The sequence below is a fragment of the Pseudooceanicola sp. genome (assembly GCF_029213205.1).
In the GTDB taxonomy this organism is placed as follows: domain Bacteria; phylum Pseudomonadota; class Alphaproteobacteria; order Rhodobacterales; family Rhodobacteraceae; genus Pseudooceanicola.
The window spans coordinates 1-26,240 of record NZ_JARGNH010000018.1 but is presented as its reverse complement, the minus strand read 5'-3'; the positions used below and the strand labels follow the sequence as shown (position 1 = coordinate 26,240).

27 protein-coding genes are annotated in these 26,240 nt (G+C 61.6%); 24 read left to right on the top strand and 3 right to left on the bottom strand.

Annotated features, from left to right (window positions below):
• Genes P1U48_RS13205 through P1U48_RS13185 form a run of 5 tightly spaced genes read left to right on the top strand, consistent with a single transcriptional unit; the run spans window position 1 to window position 5,431 of the window.
• Window positions 1–1,449, top strand: a complete 1,449-nt coding sequence (locus tag P1U48_RS13205; protein ID WP_301069537.1) for a YfcC family protein — start codon at window positions 1–3, stop codon at window positions 1,447–1,449.
• Between the two features lie 23 nt (window positions 1,450–1,472).
• Window positions 1,473–2,702, top strand: a complete 1,230-nt coding sequence (locus P1U48_RS13200; RefSeq protein ID WP_301069535.1) for an arginine deiminase — start codon at window positions 1,473–1,475, stop codon at window positions 2,700–2,702.
• A gap of 23 nt (window positions 2,703–2,725) precedes the next feature.
• Window positions 2,726–3,727, top strand: a complete 1,002-nt coding sequence (gene argF / locus P1U48_RS13195; protein ID WP_301069534.1) for an ornithine carbamoyltransferase — start codon at window positions 2,726–2,728, stop codon at window positions 3,725–3,727.
• Between the two features lie 3 nt (window positions 3,728–3,730).
• Window positions 3,731–4,642 (top strand): carbamate kinase, encoded by a 912-nt coding sequence (gene arcC / locus P1U48_RS13190; RefSeq protein ID WP_301069533.1) that lies wholly within the window; start codon window positions 3,731–3,733, stop codon window positions 4,640–4,642.
• A gap of 18 nt (window positions 4,643–4,660) precedes the next feature.
• Window positions 4,661–5,431, top strand: a complete 771-nt coding sequence (locus tag P1U48_RS13185; protein WP_301069532.1) for an SDR family oxidoreductase — start codon at window positions 4,661–4,663, stop codon at window positions 5,429–5,431.
• Window positions 5,432–5,477: 46 nt separating this feature from the next.
• Here the strand turns inward: P1U48_RS13185 and P1U48_RS13180 are convergent, their stop codons facing one another.
• From P1U48_RS13180 to P1U48_RS13170, 3 genes are all read right to left on the bottom strand, one after another.
• Window positions 5,478–6,512, bottom strand: a complete 1,035-nt coding sequence (locus P1U48_RS13180) for a type II glyceraldehyde-3-phosphate dehydrogenase (protein WP_301069530.1) — start codon at window positions 6,510–6,512, stop codon at window positions 5,478–5,480.
• Window positions 6,513–6,517: 5 nt separating this feature from the next.
• Window positions 6,518–7,858, bottom strand: a complete 1,341-nt coding sequence (locus tag P1U48_RS13175) for a cyclopropane-fatty-acyl-phospholipid synthase family protein (RefSeq protein ID WP_301069528.1) — start codon at window positions 7,856–7,858, stop codon at window positions 6,518–6,520.
• Window positions 7,859–8,100: 242 nt separating this feature from the next.
• A complete protein-coding gene (locus P1U48_RS13170; protein WP_301069527.1) occupies window positions 8,101–9,042 on the bottom strand; it encodes a sigma-70 family RNA polymerase sigma factor in 942 nt (313 codons plus the stop codon).
• Here P1U48_RS13170 and P1U48_RS13165 point away from each other — a divergent pair.
• The 19 genes from P1U48_RS13165 to P1U48_RS13075 all read left to right on the top strand — a co-directional run.
• Entirely contained in the window at window positions 9,026–9,916 is an 891-nt protein-coding gene (locus P1U48_RS13165; protein ID WP_301069526.1) for a DMT family transporter, read from the top strand. The two genes, P1U48_RS13170 and P1U48_RS13165, sit on opposite strands and share 17 nt — an antisense overlap.
• A 220-nt stretch (window positions 9,917–10,136) precedes the next feature.
• A complete protein-coding gene (locus P1U48_RS13160) occupies window positions 10,137–10,763 on the top strand; it encodes an RNA polymerase sigma factor (protein WP_301069525.1) in 627 nt (208 codons plus the stop codon).
• 221 nt (window positions 10,764–10,984) lie between these two features.
• Window positions 10,985–11,188: a hypothetical protein gene (locus P1U48_RS13155; protein ID WP_301069524.1), complete on the top strand. Its 204-nt coding sequence runs from the start codon at window positions 10,985–10,987 to the stop codon at window positions 11,186–11,188.
• A gap of 76 nt (window positions 11,189–11,264) precedes the next feature.
• Window positions 11,265–12,947, top strand: coding sequence for a DUF3141 domain-containing protein (locus P1U48_RS13150; RefSeq protein WP_301069522.1), 1,683 nt, complete (start codon window positions 11,265–11,267; stop codon window positions 12,945–12,947).
• Window positions 12,948–12,953: 6 nt separating this feature from the next.
• Entirely contained in the window at window positions 12,954–13,133 is a 180-nt protein-coding gene (locus P1U48_RS13145) for a hypothetical protein (RefSeq protein ID WP_301069521.1), read from the top strand.
• Window positions 13,126–13,968 (top strand): enoyl-ACP reductase FabI, encoded by an 843-nt coding sequence (gene fabI / locus P1U48_RS13140; protein ID WP_301069520.1) that lies wholly within the window; start codon window positions 13,126–13,128, stop codon window positions 13,966–13,968. Before P1U48_RS13145 ends, fabI begins: the two co-directional genes overlap by 8 nt.
• Window positions 13,965–14,567: a ubiquinol-cytochrome c reductase iron-sulfur subunit gene (gene petA, locus P1U48_RS13135; protein WP_301069519.1), complete on the top strand. Its 603-nt coding sequence runs from the start codon at window positions 13,965–13,967 to the stop codon at window positions 14,565–14,567. The genes fabI and petA overlap by 4 nt, the downstream gene beginning before the upstream one ends.
• A 39-nt stretch (window positions 14,568–14,606) precedes the next feature.
• Window positions 14,607–15,302, top strand: coding sequence for a CBS domain-containing protein (locus P1U48_RS13130; protein WP_301069518.1), 696 nt, complete (start codon window positions 14,607–14,609; stop codon window positions 15,300–15,302).
• Window positions 15,303–15,362: 60 nt separating this feature from the next.
• Complete coding sequence (locus tag P1U48_RS13125) at window positions 15,363–16,343, top strand: NAD(P)-binding protein (RefSeq protein WP_301069517.1); 981 nt, start codon at window positions 15,363–15,365, stop codon at window positions 16,341–16,343.
• A gap of 106 nt (window positions 16,344–16,449) precedes the next feature.
• Window positions 16,450–17,613: a phosphatidylserine/phosphatidylglycerophosphate/cardiolipin synthase family protein gene (locus P1U48_RS13120; protein ID WP_301069516.1), complete on the top strand. Its 1,164-nt coding sequence runs from the start codon at window positions 16,450–16,452 to the stop codon at window positions 17,611–17,613.
• A 184-nt stretch (window positions 17,614–17,797) separates the two neighbouring features.
• Window positions 17,798–17,965 carry a hypothetical protein gene (locus P1U48_RS13115; protein ID WP_301069514.1) on the top strand — a complete coding sequence of 56 codons (168 nt, stop codon included), beginning with the start codon at window positions 17,798–17,800 and terminating at the stop codon, window positions 17,963–17,965.
• A 113-nt stretch (window positions 17,966–18,078) separates the two neighbouring features.
• A complete protein-coding gene (locus P1U48_RS13110) occupies window positions 18,079–18,444 on the top strand; it encodes a DUF5676 family membrane protein (RefSeq protein ID WP_301069513.1) in 366 nt (121 codons plus the stop codon).
• Complete coding sequence (locus tag P1U48_RS13105) at window positions 18,441–19,823, top strand: MBL fold metallo-hydrolase (protein WP_301069511.1); 1,383 nt, start codon at window positions 18,441–18,443, stop codon at window positions 19,821–19,823. The genes P1U48_RS13110 and P1U48_RS13105 overlap by 4 nt, the downstream gene beginning before the upstream one ends.
• Entirely contained in the window at window positions 19,820–21,328 is a 1,509-nt protein-coding gene (locus P1U48_RS13100; RefSeq protein ID WP_301069510.1) for a thymidine phosphorylase family protein, read from the top strand. The genes P1U48_RS13105 and P1U48_RS13100 overlap by 4 nt, the downstream gene beginning before the upstream one ends.
• Window positions 21,325–22,272: a ribose-phosphate diphosphokinase gene (locus P1U48_RS13095; protein ID WP_301069509.1), complete on the top strand. Its 948-nt coding sequence runs from the start codon at window positions 21,325–21,327 to the stop codon at window positions 22,270–22,272. Before P1U48_RS13100 ends, P1U48_RS13095 begins: the two co-directional genes overlap by 4 nt.
• Window positions 22,273–22,328: 56 nt before the next feature.
• Window positions 22,329–24,623: a copper-translocating P-type ATPase gene (locus P1U48_RS13090; protein ID WP_366142892.1), complete on the top strand. Its 2,295-nt coding sequence runs from the start codon at window positions 22,329–22,331 to the stop codon at window positions 24,621–24,623.
• A 15-nt stretch (window positions 24,624–24,638) separates the two neighbouring features.
• Window positions 24,639–24,908 (top strand): DUF2933 domain-containing protein, encoded by a 270-nt coding sequence (locus P1U48_RS18205; protein ID WP_366142888.1) that lies wholly within the window; start codon window positions 24,639–24,641, stop codon window positions 24,906–24,908.
• Entirely contained in the window at window positions 24,908–25,561 is a 654-nt protein-coding gene (locus tag P1U48_RS13080) for an isoprenylcysteine carboxylmethyltransferase family protein (protein WP_009820154.1), read from the top strand. Before P1U48_RS18205 ends, P1U48_RS13080 begins: the two co-directional genes overlap by 1 nt.
• A gap of 85 nt (window positions 25,562–25,646) precedes the next feature.
• The coding region (locus P1U48_RS13075; protein WP_301069504.1) for a ferric reductase-like transmembrane domain-containing protein at window positions 25,647–26,240 on the top strand (594 nt) is incomplete at its 3' end.

The window sequence follows — 26,240 nt, the reverse complement described above, 5'->3', positions numbered from 1 at the left end:
ATGTCTGACACATCATCAACCAAGACACCGGACGGGCAGGGCATGGCGGCGCGGTTTCCCACCGCCTATTCCATCCTGTTCGGGCTCATCATTGTTGTCGCGGCGCTGACCTGGATTATCCCTGCGGGCCAATATGACCGCGCCATGAACGAAGAGGTCGGGCGCGAGATCGCCGTACCGGGTACGTATCAAACGGTCGAGCCCAATCCACAGGGGGTCATCGACGTCATGCTGGCACCGGTGGCGGGGTTTTATGATCCCGACAGCTATGCCGCAAATGCCATCGACGTGGCGCTGTTCGTACTGCTTTTGGGCGGCTTTCTGGGCGTGGTGAATGCCACGAATGCCATCGACACCGGCATCCAGACGGCGATGGTGCGGCTGAAGGGGCGCGAGATCTGGATGATCCCGATCCTGATGTCACTCTTTGCCCTGGGCGGCACGACCTATGGCATGGCCGAGGAAACGCTGGCCTTTTACGCGCTTCTGATCCCGGTGGTGATCGCGGCGGGGTACGATTCCGTGACCGGCGTGGCGATCATCCTGATCGGTGCCGGGATCGGCACGCTGGGATCGACAATCAACCCCTTCGCCACGGTAATCGCGTCGAACGCGGCGGGCATCCCGTTCACGGATGGTATCGCGCTGCGGCTGGCCCTTCTGCTGGGCGGCCTCGCGATTTGCGTGGCTTATGTGATGCGCTACGCATCAAAGGTCAAAGCCGACCCGGCTCGGTCCGTCGTCGCCGCGCAACGCGACAGCGACCGGCAGTTTTTTCTGAACGAGACGGATGCAACGTTTGAGGAGCCGAAGCTGAGCGGAACTCAGAAGCTGGTCCTGATCCTGTTTTTTGCGACCTTTGCGGTAATGATTTGGGGTGTCTCGAGCCAGGGATGGTGGATGGCCCGGATGGGCGCGCTGTTCTTTGGGATGGCCATTGTCGTCGGACTGGTTGCGCGGATGGGTGAAAAGAAGCTGACGTCGTCCTTTGTGGATGGTGCCAAGGATCTGTTGGGGGTGGCGTTGGTGATCGGTCTGGCGCGCGGCATCGTCGTCATCATGGAGCAGGGTCTGATCGCAGACACGATCCTGAACAGTGCCGCCGATACCCTCGGCGGCCTGCCGGAAGTCGCGTTCATCAACCTGATGCTTTGGATCGAGATCGGGATGAGCTTTCTCGTGCCGTCGTCGTCCGGCCTGGCCGTCCTGTCGATGCCGATCCTTGCCCCGTTGGGGGATTTCGCGGGGGTCGGCCGTGACCTCGTGGTGACGGCCTATCAATCGGCGAGCGGGCTCGTGAATCTGATCACGCCCACCTCTGCGGTTGTGATCGGCGGTCTGGCCATCGGACACGTGTCGTTCGACCGCTGGGTCGTCTTCGTCTGGCCCCTGCTGCTGATCCTCGTCGTCTTCATCTCGGCCGGGATCAGCCTGGCCGCCATTCTCTGATTAGAAAGAAGGAGGCATTCCAGATGTCTGAACCGAAATTGGGCGTCCATTCCGAAGCCGGCACATTGCGGCAGGTGATCGTATCGCCACCCGGCCTGGCGCATCGCCGTCTGACACCGGACAACCGCGAAGACCTGCTGTTCGACGATGTGTTCTGGGTCAAACAGGCGATCAAGGATCACGCCGTCTTTGCCGAAATCATGCGCGGCGAAGGGGTCGAGGTGTTGGATGCGATGGCGCTGCTGGGCGAGACGCTGGACATTTCCGACGCGCGCGCCTGGGTTCTCGACCACCGCATCACCCGCAATGACGTCGGCGTGGGGATGCGGGACGACTTGCGTGCCTGGATGGAGGGTCTGCCCGGCACGGAACTGGCCCGTTTGCTGGTCGGCGGCATCCGGGTGGACGATCTGCCCTTCACGCCCTCCGGCATGTTCGGCAGCTACCTTGGCCCGCACGGTTTTGTGCTGCCGCCGCTGCCAAATTTCATTTTCACGCGGGACAATTCAGCCTGGGTTTATGGCGGCGTGAGCCTGAACCCGATGCATTTCGCGGCACGGCGGCCCGAAACGCTGCTGATGGCAGCAGTCTACCGGTTTTATCCGACATTCGCGGATCGAGTGCGGGTCTGGTTCGGCGATCCGACGCGGGAATTCGGGACGGCCACGCTGGAAGGCGGCGACATCATGCCCATCGGGCACGGTGTCGTCATGGTCGGCATGGGCGAACGATCGACCCCGCAGGCGGTGGGCCAACTGGCCGAGGCGCTGTTCGAGGGTGGCGACGTGACGCGGGTGATCGCCTGCCAGATGCCCAGTTCGCGCGCGGCGATGCATCTGGACACCGTTTTCACCCATTGCGGGGGCGATGTGGTGACCACTTTCAAGGAGGTGGCGGATGCGATCACCTGCTATGACCTGCGCCCTGGTCAGGGCAAGGCCGCGCTCGATATCCGCCGGGATGCGCGCCACATATTCGAGATCACCGCTGAAATTCTGGGCCACAAGAAACTGCATCTAGTGCCCACCGGCGGGGCCGACGCCGCGGAGCAATCGCGCGAACAGTGGAATGATGGCAACAACGTGCTGGCGCTGCGCCCCGGCGTCGTCATCGGCTATGACCGCAACGACGACACCAACGCCGCGCTGAAGGAGGCCGGGATCGAGGTGCTGGCCATCCCCGGTGCCGAACTGGGCCGGGGCAGGGGGGGTAGCCACTGCATGAGTTGCCCGACGATCCGCGACGCAATCTGAACCACCGACGACAAGGAAATCCCATGTCCTACAATCTGAGAAACCGCCATTTCCTGGCCCTGCGCGACTTCACGCCGCAGGAAATCAGCTTCTTGCTGAAACTCTCCGCCGACCTGAAGGCGGCGAAATACGCCGGCACCGAAGTTCCGCGCCTGACCGGCAAGGAAATCGCCCTGATCTTTGAAAAGGACAGCACCCGCACCCGCGTCGGCTTTGAGGTGGCGGCCCACGATCAGGGCGCGCATGTGACCTATCTTGGCCCCTCGGGGTCGCATCTGGGCAAGAAGGAAACCGTCAAGGACACCGCGCGCGTGTTAGGCCGGGTCTATGACGCGATCGAATATCGCGGATTTGGTCACCCTATCGTCGAGACGCTGGCGCAATACGCTGGCGTGCCCGTCTATAACGGGCTGACGGACGAATTCCACCCGACGCAGATCCTTGCCGATTTCCTGACCATGCAGGAACATTCCGACAAGCCGCTGCGCGAGATCGCCTATTGCTTCATGGGCGATGCGGGCAACAACATGGGCGATAGCCTGCTGATCGGCGGGGCCAAAATGGGCATGGATGTGCGCCTGTGCGCGCCCGAAAGCCTGTGGCCGGGTCAGGCGATCCGCGATGAGGCCGATGACGTCGCCGTGCAGACCGGCGCGCGGATCACGATCACCGAGGATGTGGACGCCGCGATGAAAGACGTCGATTTCGTCTATACCGATGTCTGGGTGTCGATGGGTGAGCCCAAGGAAAAATGGGCGGAACGGATCGAGCTGCTGACGCCCTATCAGGTGAATTCCGATGTGATGGCCAAAACCGGCAATCCGAGGGCCAAGTTCATGCACTGCCTGCCCGCCTTCCACAATGCCGAGACCGAAGTCGGCGCCGATATCGAAGAGAAATTCGGCATCACGGCGATGGAAGTCACCGAAGAGGTGTTTGAAAGCCCGGCCTCCATCGTGTTCGATCAGGCCGAGAACCGGCTGCACACGATTAAGGCGGTGCTCGTCGCCACTCTGGGCAATTAGCCTATGCTGGTTGTTGCGGCCCTTGGGGGAAATGCGCTGTTGCAGCGGGGCGAGCCGTTGACGGCACAGAACCAGCGCGCGAACGTGGCCACGGCGGCCAAAGCATTGGCGCAGATCATCGAGGCCGGGCACCGGCTGGTCGTCACCCATGGCAACGGGCCGCAAATCGGCCTGCTTGCATTGCAGGGTGCGGCCTACAAACCCGATGAAGTGTTCCCGCTGGATGTGCTGGGGGCGGAAACCGATGGCATGATCGGTTACATGATCGAGCAGGCGCTTGAAAACGCCCTGGGCCATGACCGCCCGGTCGCGACCCTGCTGACCCAGATCGAGGTCGATCCCAAGGACCCGGCCTTCGCCAAACCCACCAAGTTCATCGGCCCGGTCTATGACAAGGCGGAAGCCGAACGGCTCGCGCAGGCGCGGGGGTGGAGCATTGCCGCGGATGGCGCGCATTGGCGCCGCGTAGTGCCGTCGCCGATGCCGAGTGGCATTCCCGACCTGAAGGTACTGGAACTGCTGCTCGACCAAGACGTGACGCTGATCTGCGCAGGCGGCGGCGGCATTCCGGTCGTCCGGCGTGCCGACGGTTCGCTGATCGGGGTCGAGGCGGTGATCGACAAGGATCACGCGACGGCGCTTCTGGCACACAAGCTGAACGCCGACGCGCTGTTGCTGCTGACTGACGTCGAGGCCGTGTTCCGCGATTTCGGAACCGACGCGCAATCGGCTATAAGGCATTTGTCACCGGAGGACGCGGTCCGCCTGGACTTGCCCGACGGCTCGATGGCGCCGAAGGTGGCCGCCGCCGCGACTTTCGTATCCGATCGCGACCGTTTCGCCTGCGTGGGTCGGCTGGAAGATGCGCTGGCCATGCTGGAAGATCGCGCAGGGACGATGATCGCAAACACATGAAACCAAGGAGGACGATCCATGAAACGTCTGGAAGATAAAGTCGCTTTGATTACCGGCGGTGCGGCAGGCATCGGTCTGGAAACCGCCCAGCTTTTCTTGAGTGAGGGGGCCAAGGTCGCGCTTGTGGACCTCCACGTTGACGACCTGTCGGATGCTGCGCGGGATCTGGGCAATCCGGACGACCTGCTGACAATCGCCGGCGACGTCTCATCGGTCGAAGATTGCAAAAGATACGTCGCGCAGACCGTCGAGACGTTTGGGCGCATCGACGTGTTCTTCAACAACGCCGGAGTCGAAGGCATGGTCGCGCCGCTGGTCGATCAGAAGATCGAGGATTTCGACCGCGTGATGGCGGTCAATGTGCGCGGCGCGTTCCTTGGGTTGCAGCATGTCTTGCCCGTGATGACTGGGCAGCAATCGGGTAGCGTGATCAACATGTCGTCGATCGCGGGCCTCAAGGGCAGCCCGAACGTCGCGCCCTATATCACGTCGAAACATGCCGTTGTCGGTTTGACGCGCGCCGCCGCGATAGAGGTCGCAGGCCACAACGTGCGTGTCAACTCGGTGCATCCCTCGCCGGTCAACACGCGGATGATGCGGTCGCTGGAGGAAGGGTTCAATCCCGGCCACGGCGACGAAGTGAAGCAACAGCTTGCCGGCACGATTCCGCTGGGTCGCTATGGTGAAAGCATAGAAATCGCCAATCTGGTCCTGTTCCTCGCCTCCGACGAGTCCGCCTTCATCACGGGAGCGCAGTATCCCATCGACGGGGGCATGTCGGCGGGCTGATCGGGTCTCTGCCCGTATGGGTTTGGAACCTGTTGCTAGGGGGCTGTCAGGTCGCCGCAAATGTCCCGACCCCAAGCGCCGCGTTCGTACGCGCAATCGACGCCGATCCGTCTCGCTCGGCTTCCGTCAGGGCACGGATCGCGTCGATGGTTTCGGGGATCACGATGGCCTGGTTGTCGACCATGTAGGCATAGAACAATTCGTCGCCCTCGACCTTGAGCATGTCCTCCCACAGAGCCACCTCATAGAGGCTGTCGTTGGGACGCCCGAAATCGGCCATCATCTCCTTGACCGCGTTAAGTGCGCCCAGCCCGTCCGCCATCCGGATCAACGCGATGCGGGAGGAGGCGCGGAACGCTTCCAGTACCTCGTCTTTGGACGCCTTGCGCGGCATCCTGACCGACCAATAATGCAGATGGGCAAGGGTCTGCGGCACCTTCACGGCCATCGTGATCACGTCGAGATCGGGATCGACGCTTTGTGCATCCGGGCCCTGATGGCTGGGAATATCGGGTTCGGGCACAACCGTGTTCATGATTCCACCCAGATGGCTTTCCCACGGGTCGGTGGCGCGCCGCAGGAGCGTTCCGCGCGCTGAGCCAAGAAGCCCTGCAACGTTCAGCGCTGTGAGGGTGCGGACGATCGACGTCGTGTTGCAGGACACCACGCGGGTGCTGTCGCGGCCAAGCGCGCTTGCATAGTTCGCTTCGGCAACAAAGGAATGGCCGGTCACCTCGTGTTTTTCGCCGCCATGAACGATGAACCGGATGCCTCTTTCGCGATAGGTTTCCACATTGCGCACAGCCACTTTCTTGGGCGTGCTGTCCACCACGATGTCTGCGGTAGCAAGCAGGTCGTCGAGCCCTCCGGCCACGTCAAGGCCGGCCTCTCGCATGGCCGGGGTGCGATCCGGGTCGGCGGCATAAAGCGCGAAACCCTTCGCGCGCGCCATGCGGGCGCGCCAGTCGGAGGTGACATCCGCCACGCCAACGAGGTCCATGTCCTCTTGTGCGACCACTGCGTCTGCCACACGTTTGCCGATCACGCCGTATCCGTTTACGGCAACTCTGATAGGTCTCATGTCAGTCATCCCGCTCTCGTGAATTCTGTGCCGGTCGAAATATCCCAGGCGGATTCGCCTGCCTTGACCTTGGCGATATAGTCACGGGTCAGCGGAACCGCATCACGGCGCTTGGCAAGCTGGATCTGGAAGACCATCAACCGCCCATTCCGGAACGCCATTTCGCAGACAGCCAGATAGAATTCCCACATACGGCAGAACCGCTCGTCGTAAAGCATGCGCGCTGTTTCGCGTTCCTGGGCAAATCGTTCGGACCAGTGGCGCAGAGTCTCGGCATAATGCAACCGCAGGACCTCCACATCCGTGACCCACATTCCCGCACGCTCTGCTGCCGCGATGGTTTCGGACAGCGTGGGCAGATAGCCACCTGGGAAGATGTATTTTCGGATCCATGGATCGCTCCCGCCTTTGGGCGCCATCCTGCCGATCGCATGTAGCAGCGCAACACCATCAGGCTTCAGAACCCGCTGCAGAGTGCCGAAAAAGGCATCAAAGCCGGTGCGGCCAACATGCTCGAACATACCTACGGACAAGACGCGATCGTATAGCCCGTGCTCTTCGCGGTAATCGCGCCGTTCGAAGGCCACCCGATCAAACAGGCCGGTTTGCTGGGCACGTTCGCGGGCAGCGGCAATCTGTTCGGCCGAGAGGCTGAGCCCGGTCACGCGCGCCTCGTGTTGCTCAGCAAGCTCCATCGCCAGCCCGCCCCAGCCCGAGCCGATGTCGAGAACCTCCAGACCGGGTCGCATCAACAGCTTTGCTGCGATGTGCTTTTTCTTGAAGGCCTGGGCCTCGTCCAACGTTTCGGTCCCGGTCGGGAAGTAGGCGCAGGAGTATTGTCGATCCGCATCGAGAAAAAGGTCGTAGAGTTCGGTCGAGATGTCGTAGTGATGCGCCACGTTCGCGTGAGACCGGCTGATCGGATTATGATGCAGCCTGCGGCTCAGGAATGCGTCCAGCCAGCGGGTCAATCGTCTGCCAGGCAATGCGTCGATAGTATCTATGTCGGTCATGCAGATCGAGAGGAGGTCGCGCAGGCTGCCAGTTTCAATGCGCAGCGTCCCGTCCATATAAGCCTCGCCAAGCGCAATGCTGGGGTTCACCAGAAGTTGCACAGGCAGCACCTTTTCGGTCAAACGGACGGAAACGGCGGGTTCGCCGCCGGGGCCGAAATGCCACGTCTGGCCGCAGGGATCGTAGATGGTGAGGCGTCCGTTTTGAACGAGGCGTCGCAGCGATTCGGCGAGCAACCACATGGCCGCCCGTCCCGGTGCGAGACGTCCGGTTTCAATCCGGCTACCTTCTTGTTCAAAGCGTTCGTCGGGAGAGGTTTCGCAATTGGACATGATCGCTTGCTCCGTCTTGTTTTTTGTCGGCAGGTGGCGTCAACCGCCGCTTTCTGATTAAACAGACGAAAGACAACACGGTTCATTACAGCGCAGCGCCCTGCCGACACGGTGCCCGCGGTGCACAGGCGTCCGCAGGCAGAACCCTTGGAAAACTGATCGGCGTGTCCTCGCTTGCGGACCATAGAACGCGATCCGTGAATTGCAGACACGCCGGTGAGCGAGGGCCAGCGCATCGGGGCTCAGTCCGTCGTTTTCGCTCCGGCGTCGTCCTTCATCGCTTGAAAACGAGCGCGGGCCTTTTCCGCTGCGTCGCAATCGCAATCGAGAAAGCCATGAACCGGGCAGGTCAGGCACATCTGTTCCAACCTTGTCTTCAACGCCTGCCGACCCCGGTGAAGGCGGACCGTGAGGTTGTTCAAGGTGATGCCAAGGTCTTTGGCGACAGCCTCGCGCGGCTGCTCCTGAAGATCGACGCGCCAGATGACATCGGCATATTCCGGTCTGAGCGTCGGCAACAGCTTGTACAGACAATTGCATATCGCCTCGTCGAGTTCTTCGTCGAACCCGTTTTGGACGCTGTCCAGGTCGGTTGGGGCCATGACCACCTCCCTTTGGCGCCTTCGCGAAACCTTGCGACCGTAGTCGGCGATGGACGACGCCAGAATCTTGCCGAGCCAGCCACGAACGGCGCGCACATCGCGAAGTTGCTCGGAGCGGTCAATGGCTCGCAGCATGAACGTTTGCAGGACATCCTCGGCTGCCTCCGGATCTCCCAGCCGCCGACGCAGGAAATTCAGGATATGCTGCCGACCTTCCAACAGCGAGCGACGGACAGCGATGTCCGCATCCTTGGCGGCTGTGTTTGGCTGATCTGCTGTGGATAACCGATCATTCGGGTCGTGATTCATGTTACACCTCTGAAAAGTATGACGCCGAACCATCGAGAACGTTACACTTTTTCCGGGTGCTTCGGGTGACCTGATTGTTGGTGGTTTTGCTGTTGGGTATGCACAGGCGCGGTCCTTTGGAACCAGGTCCAACACGCGTATGCTCAGGAATGCGTAAGGTTTCGGCTGCCGCAGCGTCTTCTTACTTCGCCCCTGAGTTGGCACATCGGAAAATTTCTCCAATTCCTGCCACTTCTGACTTGGAAAGGAAATCTCGATGTCGCCGACTGTCATAACCAAAATCGTTTTGGCCATGTTCCTGTGGGCGGCGTGCTTTCCTTTGATCACGGCAGGGCTGCAATACTCGCCGCATCTGACTTTTGCGACAATGCGCGCAGTTCTGGCCGGAGCAACTCTAGTGGGGCTGGCCATGATTTTGCGTAGACCATTCCCGCGCGGTTGGCGCACGTGGTTGACCTTGGGGATCGTCGGGATTGGTGCGACAAGTTTGGGATTTCTGGGCATGTTTCATGCAGCAGAATTCGTGTCTCCGGGCCTCGCCACGGTCATCGCGAACGCGCAGCCGCTGCTGGCCGCAATACTGGGTGTTGCATGGCTTGGCGAAAGGCTGCCGAAGGTCGGTTGGGTCGGTCTACTGATCGGATTCATGGGAATCCTCGTGATCGCGCTGCCGCAATTGCTTGATGGAGGGCAAGAGGGGTCGGCCATCGGCTTCGCCTATATCGTATTGGCCGCGGTTGGGGTGACCATCAGCAACGTGGCGATCAAGTCCATCGCTGGCACAGTGGACGGGCTTTTCGCAATGGGGCTACAGTTGCTCATCGGCAGCGTGCCACTTGGGTTGGCAGCCCTCGCGCAGGAAGATCAAAACGCCATTCAATGGAACGCGGTCTTCACGGCATCGCTTTTGGGGCTGGCCCTGTTCGGCTCAGCGCTGGTGTATTGGCTCTGGTTTTCCGTGCTGGAGGCAGTTGAACTGAACCGGGCGATTGTGTTCAGCTTTCTTGTTCCGATCTTCGGTCTTTCAATTGGTGCCTTGTTTTTCGGGGAACGCCTGTCCGGGATTCAATTTTCCGGTATTGCGCTGGTCATTTTGGGGATCGTGTTCGTCAACTTTAAGGGAGCACGGCGGTCTCAAGGTCGATAATACAGAACAACCTGTTAACCTGTTTTCAAACGGTCGTTTTGGCTATTGTCTTCGTCGAAAGCCTGTTTGCTTCGATACGAATGTGTGTTGCTTATTCAGAGTGACGCGCGGAGGGGCAAATTGTTCTTAGAATGACTGCGCGCATTGTACGTTAGAGAGACAATGCTCGAATCAGCGCTGATCGCACCTTCGCAAACCTCTTGGAAAGGGCAGAGACATCATGGCATCGCAAGACAGTGGCAAGCCCGATGTGCCCGACGCTTCGCCGGAACGCGCCCTGTTGGACGGGCGCGGAGCGTTTATGGGATTTCTGGTCAAACGGCTTGGCAACCGCGCAGATGCAGAGGATGTCCTGCAAGACTTCTGCATCCGCGTGCTGTCACGCAAGGATCAGCTCCGAGAGGTCGAACGAATGGATGCGTGGCTCTACACAATCCTGCGGTCCACTTTGAACGATCACTACCGCAAAGGGACCCGGCGTAGCCGGCTGGCGGCGGCGGCGGCGCGCGAACCAGAGGAATGGATTGCCGATGCGCCCTCACAGATGGCACGGCTGTGCACCTGCCATGGCGGGCTGATTTCCGAACTGCGCCCGGCGGATGCCGAACTGATCCGGCGCATCGATTTCGGCGAAGAGGATCGCGAAAGCGTGGCAGCCGATCTGCAGCTTAACCGCAACGCACTTGGTGTCCGGCTACACCGGGCACGCACTGCTTTGCGCGAGGCGCTGACGACGCATTGCGGCAAGTGCTGCCAAGAGGACCGCGACGATTGTTATTGTCCGCCCGAGGGCTGCGAGAATGACACACACCAGACTGACTGCGAAGAAGACGGACAAATATCCTGATCGCCGCGCCGTCAGCTCTGTAACGATTTCCATGATCCAACGTCTTCTTCTGTGACTGTGCCCAAAGGCTCAACCGCAGGAGTAGCCTAATCATGCCACGGAAGACGCCGGATCGGAACGCGGGGGTACCCCGTCAACCATCATCCGATGCTGATCCTCGCGTCTTTTTTTCCCGGATGACCTGCGCATGCGCTGAGACCTCCGCATACGCAGATGCCCCGATGGCACGCGCGTTGTTCAACCGTGTGGAAGTGATGAAACAACCCCCGACGCTTGCGGCACGCGCGCTGGGTATTGCGTCTCGCGATGCGACCTATCTCCTTTCCGGTCTGCGCGAGGATTTGGCGAAGGATTTCGTGCGTGGGATGCTCGCTGGACGACCCTCCATAGACACCACCAATCAAAAGGAAGCTGATGATGAATAAGAGCCTGCGCCTTGCGACAGTGACCCCGGAACAATTTCTTGCACCCGCTTCCGGTAACGCAACGACCGCTAGTAACGTGCCTTACGTCCAAGACGTCTTTGAACGCTGGGTGCTGCTTCTCGACACGCTGCGTGAACGCGCCGACAATATGATCGCGCATGAGCGGCAGGGCATGCCGCCGCTTCTGGATTTCGATTACGAACTGCTGCTGGACGCACGCACCTTTGAGCGGTCGGCCAACTACGCGCTGCTCAGGATCACGCGGGTCGGCGACGATTGCTGGGACGATTGCGTGGACGAGGCCAAGCCGCCCGTGATCGTCATTGATCCGCGCGCCGGGCACGGGCCCGGTATCGGCGGCTTCAAGCGCGACAGCGAGGTCGGCATGGCGATGCACGAGGGCCATCCGGTCTATTTCGTGATCTTCTACCCCGAGCCCATGCCAGGTCAGACGCTGTCGGATGTGCATTATGCCTTGCGCGACTTCGTCTCCGAGGTCGCTCGCCGTCACCCGGACACAGCCCCCGTGCTCTACGGCAATTGCCAGGCCGGTTGGGCGGCCACGCTGCTGGCGGCGGATTGCGACGGTCTGACCGGTCCGATTGTACTGAACGGCTCACCGCTCAGCTACTGGTCGGGCGAGGCGGCAAGCAGCCCGATGCGGATGATGGGCGCACTGTCGGGCGGGGCATGGGCCGCCCATATGATCTCCGATCTGGGGGACGGGCGGTTCGACGGTGCCTGGCTGGCACAGAATTTTGAGACCTTGCAACCCGAAAAGGCGATCTGGGACAAATACGCGAACCTCTTTGCCCATGCCGACACCGAACGCGAGCGGTTCCTTGAGTTCGAACGCTGGTGGAATGGATACTACACGCTCAGCCGCGAGGAAATCCTCGGCATCACGCAGAACCTGTTCATCGGCAACCGGCTGGAACAGGGCGAGATGCAGCTGGATGCGCATTGCACCGTCGATCTTAAGCGCATCAGCAATCCGCTGATCATCTTCGCCTCGGACGGTGACAACATCACGCCGCCCGAACAGGCAATGGGGTGGATTGGCAAGCTTTATCCCGATACCGATGCGCTCAAGGCAGCCGGGCAGCGCATCGTCTATATGACGCATCCGCGTGTCGGGCATCTGGGCATCTTCGTCTCCGGCTCTGTCGCGCGGCTCCAGCATCGTGCGATTCTGGAAAGCCTGGACGATGTCGAGGCCCTTTCCCCGGGTCTCTACGAGATGGTGATCGACAACCCGTCGGGTGACCCGGACTGCGAGACCGGCGATTTTGAGGTGCGATTCGAGCCGCGCGAGGTCGATGATCTGGGCATTGCATCGGACGATGCGGCCTTGAAACAAGTGGCGCAGATATCGCGGATCAACGAGGCGGTCTATTCGACTTTCGTCAGTCCTTGGATCCGCGCCGCGACGACCCCGGCCAGCGCCGAGGCGCTCCGTGCGCTGCACCCCATGCGCTGGACCAGAACGATGTTCTCCGAACAGGTGAACCCGTGGATGGCCCTGATCAAGTCCACCGCCGAAACGCTGCGCGAGACGCGCTCACCATTGCCGGACGACCACCCCGCGATCGTCGCTGAGCGTGCGCTGTCGGCGCGCACCGGCGAGGGTATAGGCGCATGGCGCAAGGGACGCGATGCCTGGATCACCCATGTCTTTGGCGCGATGTTCGGCAATTTCCCGTTCGCCGCAGCAACCACACAGGCGGAAAAACCGTCCGACTCATCAAAAATGGAGTGAACGAATATGGAATGGCTTTTTGAAAACTGGGTTTTGGTTCTCGTCTTCGGCGGAATGGCCGCAATGCACCTTTTCGGGCACGGACATGGCGGACACGAACATAGCAAGTCGACCAAGCGTCATGGTGCGCACGACAAGAAGACCGAAGCTTCCGCCGATACCGAGGCAACGTCCAAAGATGCCTGACTTCGCCGAATGCTGCGATCCTGCGGAACTGCTTGATCTGTCCGGCCGGAAAGGTCTGGTTGTCGGCATCGCCAATGATCGCAGTCTGGCGTGGCCTGCTGCCCTGCATTTCCGTCAAGCGGGTGCCGAGCTCGCCATCACCTATGTCGATGAGCGCACCAAACCTCATGTGGTGCCATTAGCTGCACGTCTCGAAGCGCCGATCCTGCTGCCCTGTGACGTGAATGCGCCGCACGAACTCGACGCTGTCTTCGACGCCATCACGGACCGCTGGGGAAAATTGGATTTCATCCTTCATGCCGTGGGCAGCGTGCCGCCCGGCGACCTTCATGGCCGCCTGACTGACTGTTCGGCTGCAGGGTTTTCCCAAGCGATGCATGTGTCCGTCCATTCGCTGATCCGCATGGCGCATCTGGCTGAGCCCCTGATGAGAGGCAGCGGCAGCCTCATCACGCTCAGTTATCTCGGCGGCGAACGTGTGGTGGAGAATTACAACGTGATGGGGCCGGTGAAGGCGGCGCTTGAGGCCACGGTGCGCTATCTGGCCCACGAACTCGGGCCATCGAACATCCGCGTCAACGCCATTTCGGCGGGACCCGTGATGACCCGCGCGGCGTCCGGGTTGACCGACTTTGCGGGTCTTCTGGACGCGACCGCGCGAGTTGCCCCATTGCGGCGCAACGTCACGGCCGACGAGGTGGGCCGCGCCGCCCTGCTGTTCGCCAGCGACTATACCGGCGGCATCACGGGCGAGGTGCTGCATGTCGATGCGGGTGTTCACGTCGAAAGCCCTGTCGCCGCAGCCAAAATGAACGTCAAATCGGAGGAATCATGATGCGCCAGACCATTGACGAAACCAATCAATTACCCACAACAGAGCGCCGCGATTTCCTGTATTATGCAACGGCCTCAACCGGCGCGATTGCCGCAGGCGCGGCGGTCTGGCCGTTGATCAATTCGATGAACCCCTCTGCGGATGTGACCGCATCCGGCACGGTCAGGGTCGATCTTGCCGGTGTCGAACCGGGCCAACGCATTACGGTGAAGTGGCAGGGGCGCCCGGTCTTCGTCTGGCGCAGGTCACCAGCCGCAATCGAGGCTGCACGAGCCGTCGATCTCGACCAACTTCCCGATCCGGTTGACGAAGCGGGCGAGAATCCGAACGCAAGTGGCGAAGAGCCAGCACTGGATGAAAACCGCGTGGCGGGCGAGGATGGCGAATGGCTGGTCGTTATCGGTGTCTGTACCCATCTCGGCTGTATCCCCTTGGGCCAGGATGGGTCGGCGGTGGGCGAATTCGGCGGTTGGTTCTGCCCGTGCCACGGATCGCATTACGATACCTCGGGCCGGATCCGGAAGGGGCCGGCCCCACGCAACCTCGACATCCCGCCCTATAATCTGGGCGACGACCTGCAACTCGTTATCGGCACCTGACGTGCTGAACCAGCCAAAATTCAAGAAGGAGACTATGACATGCAAGCCAGGGATATCATGACAACATCGGTGATCTCGGTCCCGCTGGAGGGACAAATCGAGGACGCGGTACGCTTGATGCTCGACCACAATATCAGCGCGCTGCCCGTCGTTGACGCCGAAGGCGACCTCAAGGGACTTGTCAGCGAAGGCGACCTCATGCGGCGTGTCCGCGAAACAGACGGACCACGCCGGTCATGGTGGCTCGAGGTGCTTGGCGGGGCAAGCGAATCCGCACAGGATTTCGTGAAGCTCAAAAGCCACCGGGTCGAAGACGTGATGACAAGGGATGTGGTTTCGGTAGAAGAGGATACGAATGTCGCGGAAATCGCGCGTCTTCTGGAAAAGCACCGGATCAAGCGCGTGCCGGTGGTGAGATCCGACAAAGTGGTCGGCATCGTCAGCCGTGCGAACCTGCTCCACGCCTTGTCGGCGCTTCAGGATGGGGCGCTGCCGGAGCCGTCGGAGGACGACCGCGTGCTGCGTGCGAAGATTGAAGAGGCTCTGAAAGAAGTGCCCGGTGCAGCGGTCAACCTCATCAACTACACGGTGGACAAGGGGAATGTCGCCGTCTGGGGTGTCGCCGACAGCGATTTCGAGGAGAATGCGATCCGGGTTGCCGTCGAAAACGTGCCCGGTGTCAGGATGGTTGAGGTCCATATGGGACGACTGCCGGCCTGGGCTTACGGGATCTGACTCACATTGCGCAGATAAACCCGGCCTGTCAGGACGTCGATCGCATCGAGGAGGGTTCGTATGATGGCGCTAACGCCAGGTGCCGCCGACCCTGAAGACAAAACGATTGAAATCGTCGGGGCCGGTCCCGCAGGTCTGGTCTGTGCAATCGTTTTGGCCAAGGCCAATCGTCGGGTCGTGGTGCGAGAATGGCACGAAGATGTCGGCCATCGGTTCCACGACGACTTTCAAGGCCTTGAAAACTGGACCGCCGCCGGGAACGTTCTGGGCGAGTTGGCGGAGGCAGGGGGCGCCGCGGATTTCGATCATCTTGGCGTGACGGAAGGCGTCGTCTTTGACAGCCGCGCCACAGCGCACCGGGTGCATGGATCGAAACCCCTGTTCTACCTGTTGCGACGCGGCAATGCAGCGGGAACGCTCGACAGGGCCTTGCTGGATCAGGCGCGTACGGCGGGGGTAGAGGTGCGATTCAATGATCGCGTGAAGAGAACCGCCGGCAATATGATCCTGGCAGGCGGGCCGCGGCGGGCCGATATCATCGCCGTGGGCTACGTCTTTGACACGACCATGGCCGATGGCACGTGGCTGGCGTTCGGGGCGGAGATTGCCCCGAAGGGCTACGCCTATCTGCTCGTGCGTCAGGGGCGCGGCACGGTGGCCAGTTGCATGTTCTCGGGCTTTCGCGATCAGGCAAAATATCTAGCCGCGACGGTGGCATATTTCGAACGTCACGCCGGGCTGCAAATGCAAAGACCGAGAGGCTTCGGGGGTTTCGGGAATGTCCGATTGCCGCGCACCGCGATGCAGGGCAGAAACCCGGTGATCGGCGAACACGCGGGCCTCGCGGGATCGACTACCTGGTCGGAAAGCTGGGATCAAACGACACGGACGACTCCTTGGGCCAGGCCTACCGGCTGTCATTGCCTAAGCGCCTGCTGCTGCCGCTCGCCCGATTTCGCTATCGCAACCCTTTGCAGGATCGCAGTTGCAGCCACAACAACTGCGATTGTGTCTGGTGCCAGCACGGCGCGCATGAAGTAGCGGACACCTGACGGATGTGCTTCCTTGCGAATTCGCGTTCCAAGCATAGCGCCGACGTCGTGCCGACGATGTTGCGACTGGACCGGTGGGGCGGTAAGCCGCGATTATGAGCAACTCGCACGCACCTCGTCAAATTCCCGTGACCATACGGCAGGCCCGGCAAGCGATCTGTGTGCCAAATCTGGGCGAAGGGCGGGGCGCTTTCCAGCTGTTCGTCGAGGGAGATGCTCTTTTCGATGCGATGCTCGCGGCGATAGAGGGCGCGACCGAAACGATCTGGATGGAATCCTACATCTTTGCCGCCGACGAAGTCGGGGCGCGTTTTGTCGCCTTGCTCGCAGCCAAAGCGCGAACCGGGCTTGACGTGCGGTTGCATCTCGACGCTTTCGGTGCCGGCCAGCGGAATTTCGACAAGTTTCGGCGGGAACTGGAACGCAGCGGCGTGCGGTTTCGCTGGTTTCGTCCCTTTGATCTCCGACACCCGCTGCGATATTTCCAACGCAACCACCGCAAGCTTCTCATTGTGGATGGCCGGGAAGCGTTCCTGGGCGGTTTCAACATCCGCCGGTTGAACTCGCGTCGGCTTCACGGCGAGACTCGCCAGCGCGATACACATGTGCGTGTCCCGGCGCCGTTGGCGACGCTTGCCGAAAGCCACTTCGACCGGCTCTGGCAGGACGCCCGCCCGCTTCCGGCAAACGCCATTCCCGAAGAGGCCGACGCAAGCGAAGGACTGCTGGTGCCGAGCTATTCGCGCAAGTGTCAAAAGAGGCTTGCCTGTCTGCACGCGGGACTGATCGGGATGGCACAGACCTGCGTTTATCTGACGTCGCCCTATTTCGGTCCGGGCACCGTGGTCGACCGGGCGCTGCAGGATGCCGCGCGTCGCGGCGTGGACGTCCGTCTGCTGGTGCCTCGCACGAGCGATCCTATGGTCGCTGGCTGGGCGACGCGGGCGGCATATGCGCAGCTTCTCTCGGCGGGCGTGAGGGTCTACGAGTATCTGCCCCGTCCATTGCATGCCAAGACGTCGGTCGTCGATACAGGCTGGTCGATCATCGGGTCAGCTAACCTCGACTACCGAAGCCTGTTCGTCAATCAGGAGCTGGTTCTGGTCGCACATGACCGCGTGCTGGCAGGGCAGTTGCAGGCCCAATATCTGCAAGATCTTTCGGATGCCCGCGAAGTCACTCTTCGGGCTTGGCATTCCCGCAGCTGGCGCGCGCGAGGTTTCGAGGTGATCGGATGGGCCGCGCGGCGGCTGCTGTAACCTATGGCACCGGTCAGCCGACAGCCTGCCGGGATGCAGTAACTCTGTCTGCAATATCGACGCCTTCCTACGGCAGAGCGATACACTTGCTCCTGTACTAACGAAGACCGACAGGTTGCCAATTTCTGTAATGCTTCCGGTCGGGGCGCGTCTATAGAACGAAACCAAACAAAAGGAGGTCCAGATGGACGACCGATCAACTTCTCAGACGCAAGACACAGCACAGCAAAAACAGGGCGGATGTTGCGGTGGCAAGACCGACGCGCAGCCGAAAGCAAATGTCGAACCGCAAGTCGCGGAACCCGCAAAGGCAAAACCGGCCAAATCCGGCTGCTGCTGCGGCCAGAACTGAGGCGATCCCACGCAGGATGGGCGTCGTGCGCCAGTCGCGCCCATCTTGAACCGATGCCGTCCGGCGGGAGTGTTCGCGCTCCGTGCTGATCCACGACAAGAAAGGAGCAAGCCATGATGCCCATCCTCTACTTCACCGCAGTCGCTGTGATCCTTTTCCTGGCCCTGCGCATGACGTGCGGGGCTTGCGTCATGGGCGGGAATGCCGGGGCAGGGCGTGGGCATCTGCCGATCATGCCTCTGGGCTGGGCGCTGAGCCTGTTTCTGGCGCTGACCTACCTTGTGTGCATCGCCTTCGATCTGATCTTTCCCAGCTATGCAATGTATGAAACCTGGTCCGGTCTGCTGCCCGGTTTCGTCTGGCTGACCCCGGTGGGCTTCATCATCGGGCTGGTCGAGAGCTTCCTCTACGGTTGGTACGCCGCGCTGATCTTCGGCGGCCTTTACAACGCCATCGCGGCAAGAGGAGCAGCAACATGATTCCGACCGAACGTCCGAAACTGCGCTTTCTCGGCGCCGCCGGGACGGTGACAGGATCGCGCTATCTGATCGAAGCCATGGGGCGGCGCATCCTGATCGATTGCGGCCTGTTCCAGGGCTTCAAGCAGTTGCGTGCGCGCAATCGCAAACCGTTCCCTGTGCGCGTCAACACCATCGACACTGTGCTGCTCACCCATGCCCATCTGGACCATTCGGGATATCTGCCGGCACTAATCCGGGCGGGGTTTCGCGGGCGGGTTCTTTGCACAGAGGCAACGGCAGATCTGTGCGGGCTTATTCTGCCCGACAGCGGCCATATCCAGGAAGAAGAGGCGCGCTTTGCCGCGCGGAAGGGATATTCCAAACACAAGAAGCCAAAACCGCTCTATACGCTCAAGGATGCAAAGGCCGCGCTGGACCGCTTTGATCTTCACCCCTTCGACCGGCGAATAGATTTAGGCGACGGCATCGCGGCCCGTTTCATTCCGGCGGGGCATCTGCTCGGGGCGGCGCAGATCCGGCTTGAGGTCGGCGGCAGGGTTGTCCATTTCAGCGGCGATCTGGGCCATGATCCCGATCCGCTGATGCGACCGCCCCAGCCATTCGGCGGAGCAGATGTTCTGGTCTGCGAGTCCACCTATGGCAACCGGTCCCATTCCGACGTGGACCCAGAAGCCGAACTGGCTCCGATCCTCAAACGCACCTTTGCCCGCGGCGGCACGGTGCTGATCCCGTCCTTTGCCGTCGGACGGGCGCAGGGGCTGATGCTGCACATTGCGAGATTGATGGAGCGCGGCGATATTCCCTATGTCCCGGTGTTCCTCAACAGCCCGATGGCGGTGAATGCGACCGAGATCTATCACCGTCATCACGCCGAGCACCACGTCAGCCGCGAAGACTGCATTGCGATGTTCGAGATCGCCAAGAGGGTAAACACGGTCGAGCAATCCAAGGAGCTGAACACGCGCCAGGGCCCGATGATCATCGTCTCCGCCAGCGGAATGCTGACCGGCGGGCGTATCCTGCACCATCTGGCCAGCTTCGGCGGCGATCGGCGGAACGCGATCTTGCTCTCCGGTTTCCAGGCCGGTGGCACGCGCGGCGCGGCGCTGGCCGGAGGCGCGCGGACATTGCGCATGTTCGGACGGGAGTTCCCGATCGAGGCCGAAGTGGTTCAGCTCCAGTCCTTTTCCGGACATGCCGATGCCGATGAGATCCTGCGCTGGATGTCCGCCGGTCCCGCCCCCGAGATGACCTATCTCACCCATGGGGAACCTGTCGCCGCCGATACCCTGCGATTCCGCGTCGAACACGAGCTAGGGCGATCCGCGCGCGTGCCCGAACATCTCGAATCCGTCTACCTGGACAGGCCGCGATGACCGAAACGCTTGCCCTGGTCTCTTCCCGCATCGACACCTACCGGCAGCCGGTCGTCTACATGCATGAAGACTGTCACGTTTGCCGTTCCGAGGGGTTTGCTGCCCAGACACGCATACGGATCGACCTGAAGGACCGCTGGATCATCGCGACCCTGAATGTCGTCGGCCGCGGAGCATGGCTTGCCGTGGACCAGGCGGCATTGTCCGTTTCCGCGTGGGCCGCGCTTGGCGCTGAGATTGGAGACGAAGCCGTTTTCTCGCACCCTGAACCGCCCGCTTCGGCGTCTATGATCCGGGCGAAAGCCTATGGCGAGAGGCTGGACCGGGCCGGGTTCGCGACGATCGTGCACGACACGCTCGACAGCCGGTTATCGGACCTCGACCTTGCCGCCTTCGTGACCGCCTGCGCCGGCGACAGGCTGAACGAGGCCGAAACCGTGGCGCTGACCCGCGCCATGAAGGAAGCAGGGCAGACGCTCGACTGGGGGCAGCACACTGTCCTCGATAAGCATTGCGTCGGCGGATTGCCGGGCAACCGCACGACACCCATCGTCGTCGCCATCGTCGCGGCGGCGGGGCATCTGATCCCCAAGACGTCGAGCCGTGCGATCACATCGCCTGCCGGAACCGCCGACACCATGGAGGTAATGGCGCCCGTCGCGCTTGACGCCGCCGCGCTGCGCCGGGTGGTCGAAGCCGAGGGCGGTTGCCTCGTCTGGGGTGGCGGGCTCGCCCTCAGTCCTGCCGACGATCATTTTATCCGTGTCGAACGCCCCCTCGATTTCGACTCCACCGGTCAACTCGTAGCGAGCGTACTGTCGAAAAAGGCGGCCGCCGGTGCCACCCATGTTCTGATCGACATGCCGGTCGGACCAACGGCCAAGGTGCGGTCTGCCGGAGCGGCGGAGGCTCTCGGGATACGGCTGTCTTCGGTGGGCAAGGCGTTGGGTCTGAACCTGGCGCTACATATCAGCGATGGCGTGGCCCCGGTGGGACGTGGCATGGGCCCGGCGCTGGAGGCGCACGACGTGCTCGCGGTTTTGCGGCGCGCGCCGGATGCACCTGGCGACCTGCGTGCGCGGGCGCTGGATCTGGCCGGGCATCTTCTGGACCTCGCACCGCACGCCGTTGCTGGGCGGGGGCGGGACCGCGCGCAGGCGCTTCTCGATAGTGGTGCAGCGGAGGCAAAGTTCATGGCAATTTGCGCGGCACAGGGCGGTTTCCACGAACCCGACACCGCCGCGCAACGCATCGAGATACTTGCCCCGCATGCGGGCGAACTGACGGCCGTGGACAACCGCCGGATTGCCCGCATCGCCAAACTGGCCGGTGCCCCGCGTCAGAAGAGCGCAGGCATCCGCCTTCTGGTGCGGATCGGGGATTGGGTGGACAAGGGCCAGCCGCTTTATGAGCTTCATGCCGAGACACCAGGCGAACTGGCCTATGCCCTGGCCTATGCCGAGTCCCAGACCGGCGTGCTCACGCTGTCCGAGGCAGTGTCATGATCCTTGTCGCGTTTCCCGAGATGAGGCCGCTTGCCGAAGACCTGGCACCCGCGCTTGGGGCGGACCTGCTCACTCTCGACTGGCACCACTTCCCCGATGGCGAAAGCCTGATTTCGCTGCCCGGCGATCTGGACGGGGCCGATGTGGCATTTCTGGCGACTTTGCGCGATCCCGACCGCCTAGCCCTGCCCTTGCGCTTCGCCGCGGCGACGGCGCGCGAGATGGGCGCGCGTCGCGTCGGATTGATCGCGCCTTATCTTGGCTACATGCGGCAGGACCGCCGCTTCGAGCGCGGGCAGGCGGTCAGCGCGCCGCTCTTTGCGCAATTCCTGGGGGAAAGCTTCGATTGGCTGGTGAGTGTCGATCCGCATCTGCACCGCATCGCCCGGCTGCAGGATGTCTTCCCGATGCCTGCCATTCGCGCCGTATCCGCCCCGCTGCTTGCGACCTGGATCAGCACGAACCTGCCAGACGCCGTTCTTCTGGGCCCTGACAGCGAAAGCCAGCAATGGGTCGCCGAGGTGGCCCGGCTGGCGGGACGGCCCTATGAGGTCTTGCGCAAGGTGAGATCTGGTGACCGAAGTGTCGATGTCAGTGTGCCGGAAAGCGCGGCGCTGCGCGAAGGCACGCCAGTGATCCTCGACGACATCGCATCTTCCGGCGTCACGATGGCACGCGCCGTCGAAAGATTGCTTGCGGCTGGAACCGCCGCGCCTGTCTGCCTGGCTATCCATGCGGTCTTTGCGCACGGCGCTCAGGACGCCATTCTGTCGGCTGGTGCGGCAAGAATCATCACCACCGACACCATACCCCATCCAACGAATGCGATCGGAATTGCCGGTCTATTGGCCGAAGCGATCCTTTCGGTCGTGACAGCCCTTGACCTTCCAGTTGCTGGAACAATTAGGCTGGACCCGAATCCCGCCGAGAGGACAACCGAATGAACGACCAAGTAAGCCATGCTGCACATGAAACCGAATCCAACATTTACGTCTGCCCGATGCACCCTGAGCTACGGCAGAACGGTCCGGGCGATTGCCCGAAATGCGGGATGCATCTTGTGCCCGAGGCGGAGCTCGACAACCATGCCGGGCATGATCACCACGGTCATGACCATCACGCTGGTGCCGCCCCGGCGGACGGCAGATATGATACCGTCCCGGAGGGCTATGACGGCGCTGTCTACACCTGTCCGATGCACCCGCAGGTTCGCCAGGTCGAGCACGGCTCCTGCCCGATCTGCGGAATGGGGTTGGAGCTTGAGTCCGGGGTCCCGATGGACGACGGCCCGAACCCCGAACTGGTGGATTTCACCCGGCGTTTCTGGGTTGGCACGGTACTGACCATTCCGCTTCTGATCCTCACCATGGGTCCCTATCTCGGCTTTCCGGGAGTGCGCGAGATTTTCGGCGAGCGCGCAACCCTCTGGATCGAGTTGGTTTTCGGGACCCCGGTGGTTCTTTGGTGCGGCTGGCCGTTTCTGGTTCGGGGCTGGAATTCGTTCCGGACGATGAATCTCAACATGTTCTCCCTCATCGGTATGGGGGTAATCGCGGCCTGGCTCTTCAGCGTCGTCGCCGTTCTGGCACCCGGCATATTCCCGGACGGATTTCGCGACGCCGAAGGTCATGTCGGCGTCTATTTCGAGGCGGCGGCGGTGATCGTGACGCTCGTGCTGCTTGGCCAGGTGATGGAATTGCGCGCCCGTGAAGGCACCGGCAAGGCGATCCGCGCGCTTCTCGACATGGCGGCCAAGACCGCGAGGGTCATCCGAGACGACGGGTCCGAAGAGGAGATTCCGCTGGAGGACGTACAGGTCGGGGACCGGCTGCGCGTGCGACCCGGTGACAAGGTGCCGGTCGATGGCGTTGTGCTGGACGGCCGGTCCTCGGTCGATGAAAGCATGATCTCAGGTGAACCTGTGCCGGTGGAGAAGACCGAGGGCGACCCGCTGACCGGCGCGACGATCAATGGCACCGGTTCTCTGGTGATGGAGGCGACGCGTGTCGGGTCCGACACGATGCTCGCGCAGATCGTCGAGATGGTGTCGAACGCGCAACGCTCGCGCGCACCGATCCAGAAGTATGCCGACAAGGTGGCGGGATATTTCGTTCCGGCCGTGATCGGTATCGCGGTCCTGTCCTTCATCGCGTGGGCGGTCTGGGGGCCATCCCCGGCGCTGTCCTACGCATTGATCTCGGCTGTCGCCGTGTTGATCATCGCCTGTCCCTGTGCGCTTGGCCTGGCGACACCGATGTCGATCATGACGGCAACGGGGCGGGGGGCCCAGGCCGGGGTGCTGATCAAGAACGCCGAGGCGCTGGAGCGGTTCGAGAAGGTCGATACCTTGATCGTCGACAAGACCGGCACGTTGACGATGGGCAAGCCGCAGCTTGTCGCCGTCCTGCCGCAACCCGGTCACGACGAGGCCGAGGTCCTGCGTCTCGCCGCATCGCTGGAGCGCGGATCGGAACACCCCCTCGCCGAGGCCATCGTGCGCGGCGCGGAAGAGCGCGATGTGAATATGGCGGACGCGGACGACTTCGAGGCGGTCACAGGAAAGGGCGTGAAGGGCGTCGTGGGCGGCAAGGCGGTCGCATTAGGCAACCTGGCGATGATCCGGGACCTTGGCCTTGAGGCCGGCGACCTGACCGCCAAGGCAAATGCCCGTCGCGACGAGGGCGAGACGGTGATGTTCGTGGTGCTGGATGGCGAGATCGCGGGTCTCGTCGCTGTCGCCGATCCGGTGAAGGAGACCACGCCCGCCGCCATCAAGGACCTGCATGCACTGGGATTCCGCGTCATCATGGCCACCGGTGACAACGAGCGCACGGCCAAGGCGATCGGCGCACGTCTCGGCATTGACGAGATCCGGGCCGACGTGCTGCCCGAGGACAAGGCGCGGATCATCAAGGAATTGCAGCAGCAGGGCCGCAAGGTGGCGATGGCCGGCGATGGCGTCAACGACGCGCCGGCCCTGGCCCAGGCCGATGTCGGCATCGCCATGGGCACCGGGGCCGATGTGGCCATCGAAAGCGCGGGCATCACGCTGGTCAAGGGCAACCTCGACGGTATCGTGCGCGCACGGCGGCTCGCACGGGCCACCATGCGTAATATCCGGCAGAACCTGTTCTTCGCACTGATCTACAACGCCTCTGGCGTGCCTGTCGCGGCGGGGGTGCTGTTTCCGTTCTTCGGCATCCTCATCAGCCCGATGTTTGCCGCCTTCGCCATGAGCGCCTCGTCGATATCGGTGGTGCTCAATTCGCTGCGCCTTCGCGGCGCAAAGATCTAGAAAGGAAGCCACAACGTGACCCATCAACCTGATCCATCACATGTTAATCAAAGTCAATCAGAGCATGCCCACCGCCCGCCCTCATTCTGGCGATCACGCGCCGGCATCTATCTGATCGTTGCGCTGGCAGTTGGCGTCCTTCTCCTGGGTTACGAGCACCGGGTGCACATCCTGAGCAGCGGATTGCTGATCTGGCTGCCATTGCTGCTTTGCGTCGGAATGCACTTCTTCATGCACGGCGGTCATGGAGGCCACGGCGGGCACGGAAAGGGAGACGACCAGTAATGACCGATGCAGGTGCTTCCTATGGACTCTGGCTGCTAGTATTTATCAATTCGGCGGTGTTCATCATTTTCGCCTTCAGTTTCTTCAAGCCCCAGACAAAACGCGACTGGCGCAGTTTTGGAGCGTTCAGCGCCTTTGTCGTAGCTCTCTTCACCGAGATGTACGGGTTCCCGTTGACCATCTTCTTTCTTTCCGGCTGGCTGCAATCGACCTGGCCGGAGGTAGACTGGTTTGCCCACGACAGCGGACATCTCCCCGAAATGATGTTCGGCTGGCAATCGAACCCACATTTCGGGCCGTTCCACCTCCTGAGCTTCGTCTTTATCGGCGGCGGCTTCTGGCTCATATCCGTGGCATGGCACCATCTGTGGAATGCGCAGCGTCAGGGGTTGCTTGCGACGACAGGCCCCTATGCCCGCATTCGCCATCCTCAATATGTGGGGTTCGTTCTGATCATGCTTGGTTTTCTCGTGCAATGGCCGACCCTCCTGACGCTGGCCATGTTTCCGGTACTGGTCTGGATGTACGCACGGCTGGCCCGCGGCGAGGAGAAGGACAGCCGAGAACGGTTCGGCGCTGGCTGGGACAGGTATGCCAGCCGGGTTCCCGCTTTCATACCAAACGTTAACACTCTGCAGAATGTTGAACGCTGATTGGAAGCGAAAGCCGATCTGATGTGTTATTTGCCTGCCTAAAACATCTTTGGAAGACTGCAAACATACGGTATCTGAAACCATGATGAAAAAACCCGCCCTTCTGCGGCACGTACTAATCATAGGAACGTCCGTGCTGACGGGATACCTGCTGCTTGCTTCGCGTGCCGAGTGGTCGGAGATGCACCGCTACAACCGAGCGCTGGGGGATCTTTCACTGCTGCTCATCGTTGCTGCAATGGCGATTGGGCCGCTCGCACGCTTGTCGTCTGCGCCCTTTTTACGGAAGCTCATGCCGTACCGACGCGAGCTCGGTATTTATGCGGTTCTGGCGGCGACGGTGCATACCATCATCATACTGATCGGCTGGGTCGAGCTTGATTTTGCACGGCTGTTCGGTTTTGAGTATCACCCCCAGCTGCAACGCTACGTGATGCTTCAGCACGGGTTTGCGCTGGCCAATGTGGTTGGGATCGCGGCACTGCTCTACGGCTTTGTGCTTGCCGGTACGTCGAATAATTTCAGCCAAAGGGTACTTGGCACGTCCGTGTGGAAATACACCCAGCAGGGCGCTTATGTTCTGTGGTGGCTGGCAGTGCTGCACACGGCCTATTTCTTGTTCTTTCATTTTCTTGATTTTCACCGCCAAATGCCTGAGCCGAACTGGGCGCGATGGCCG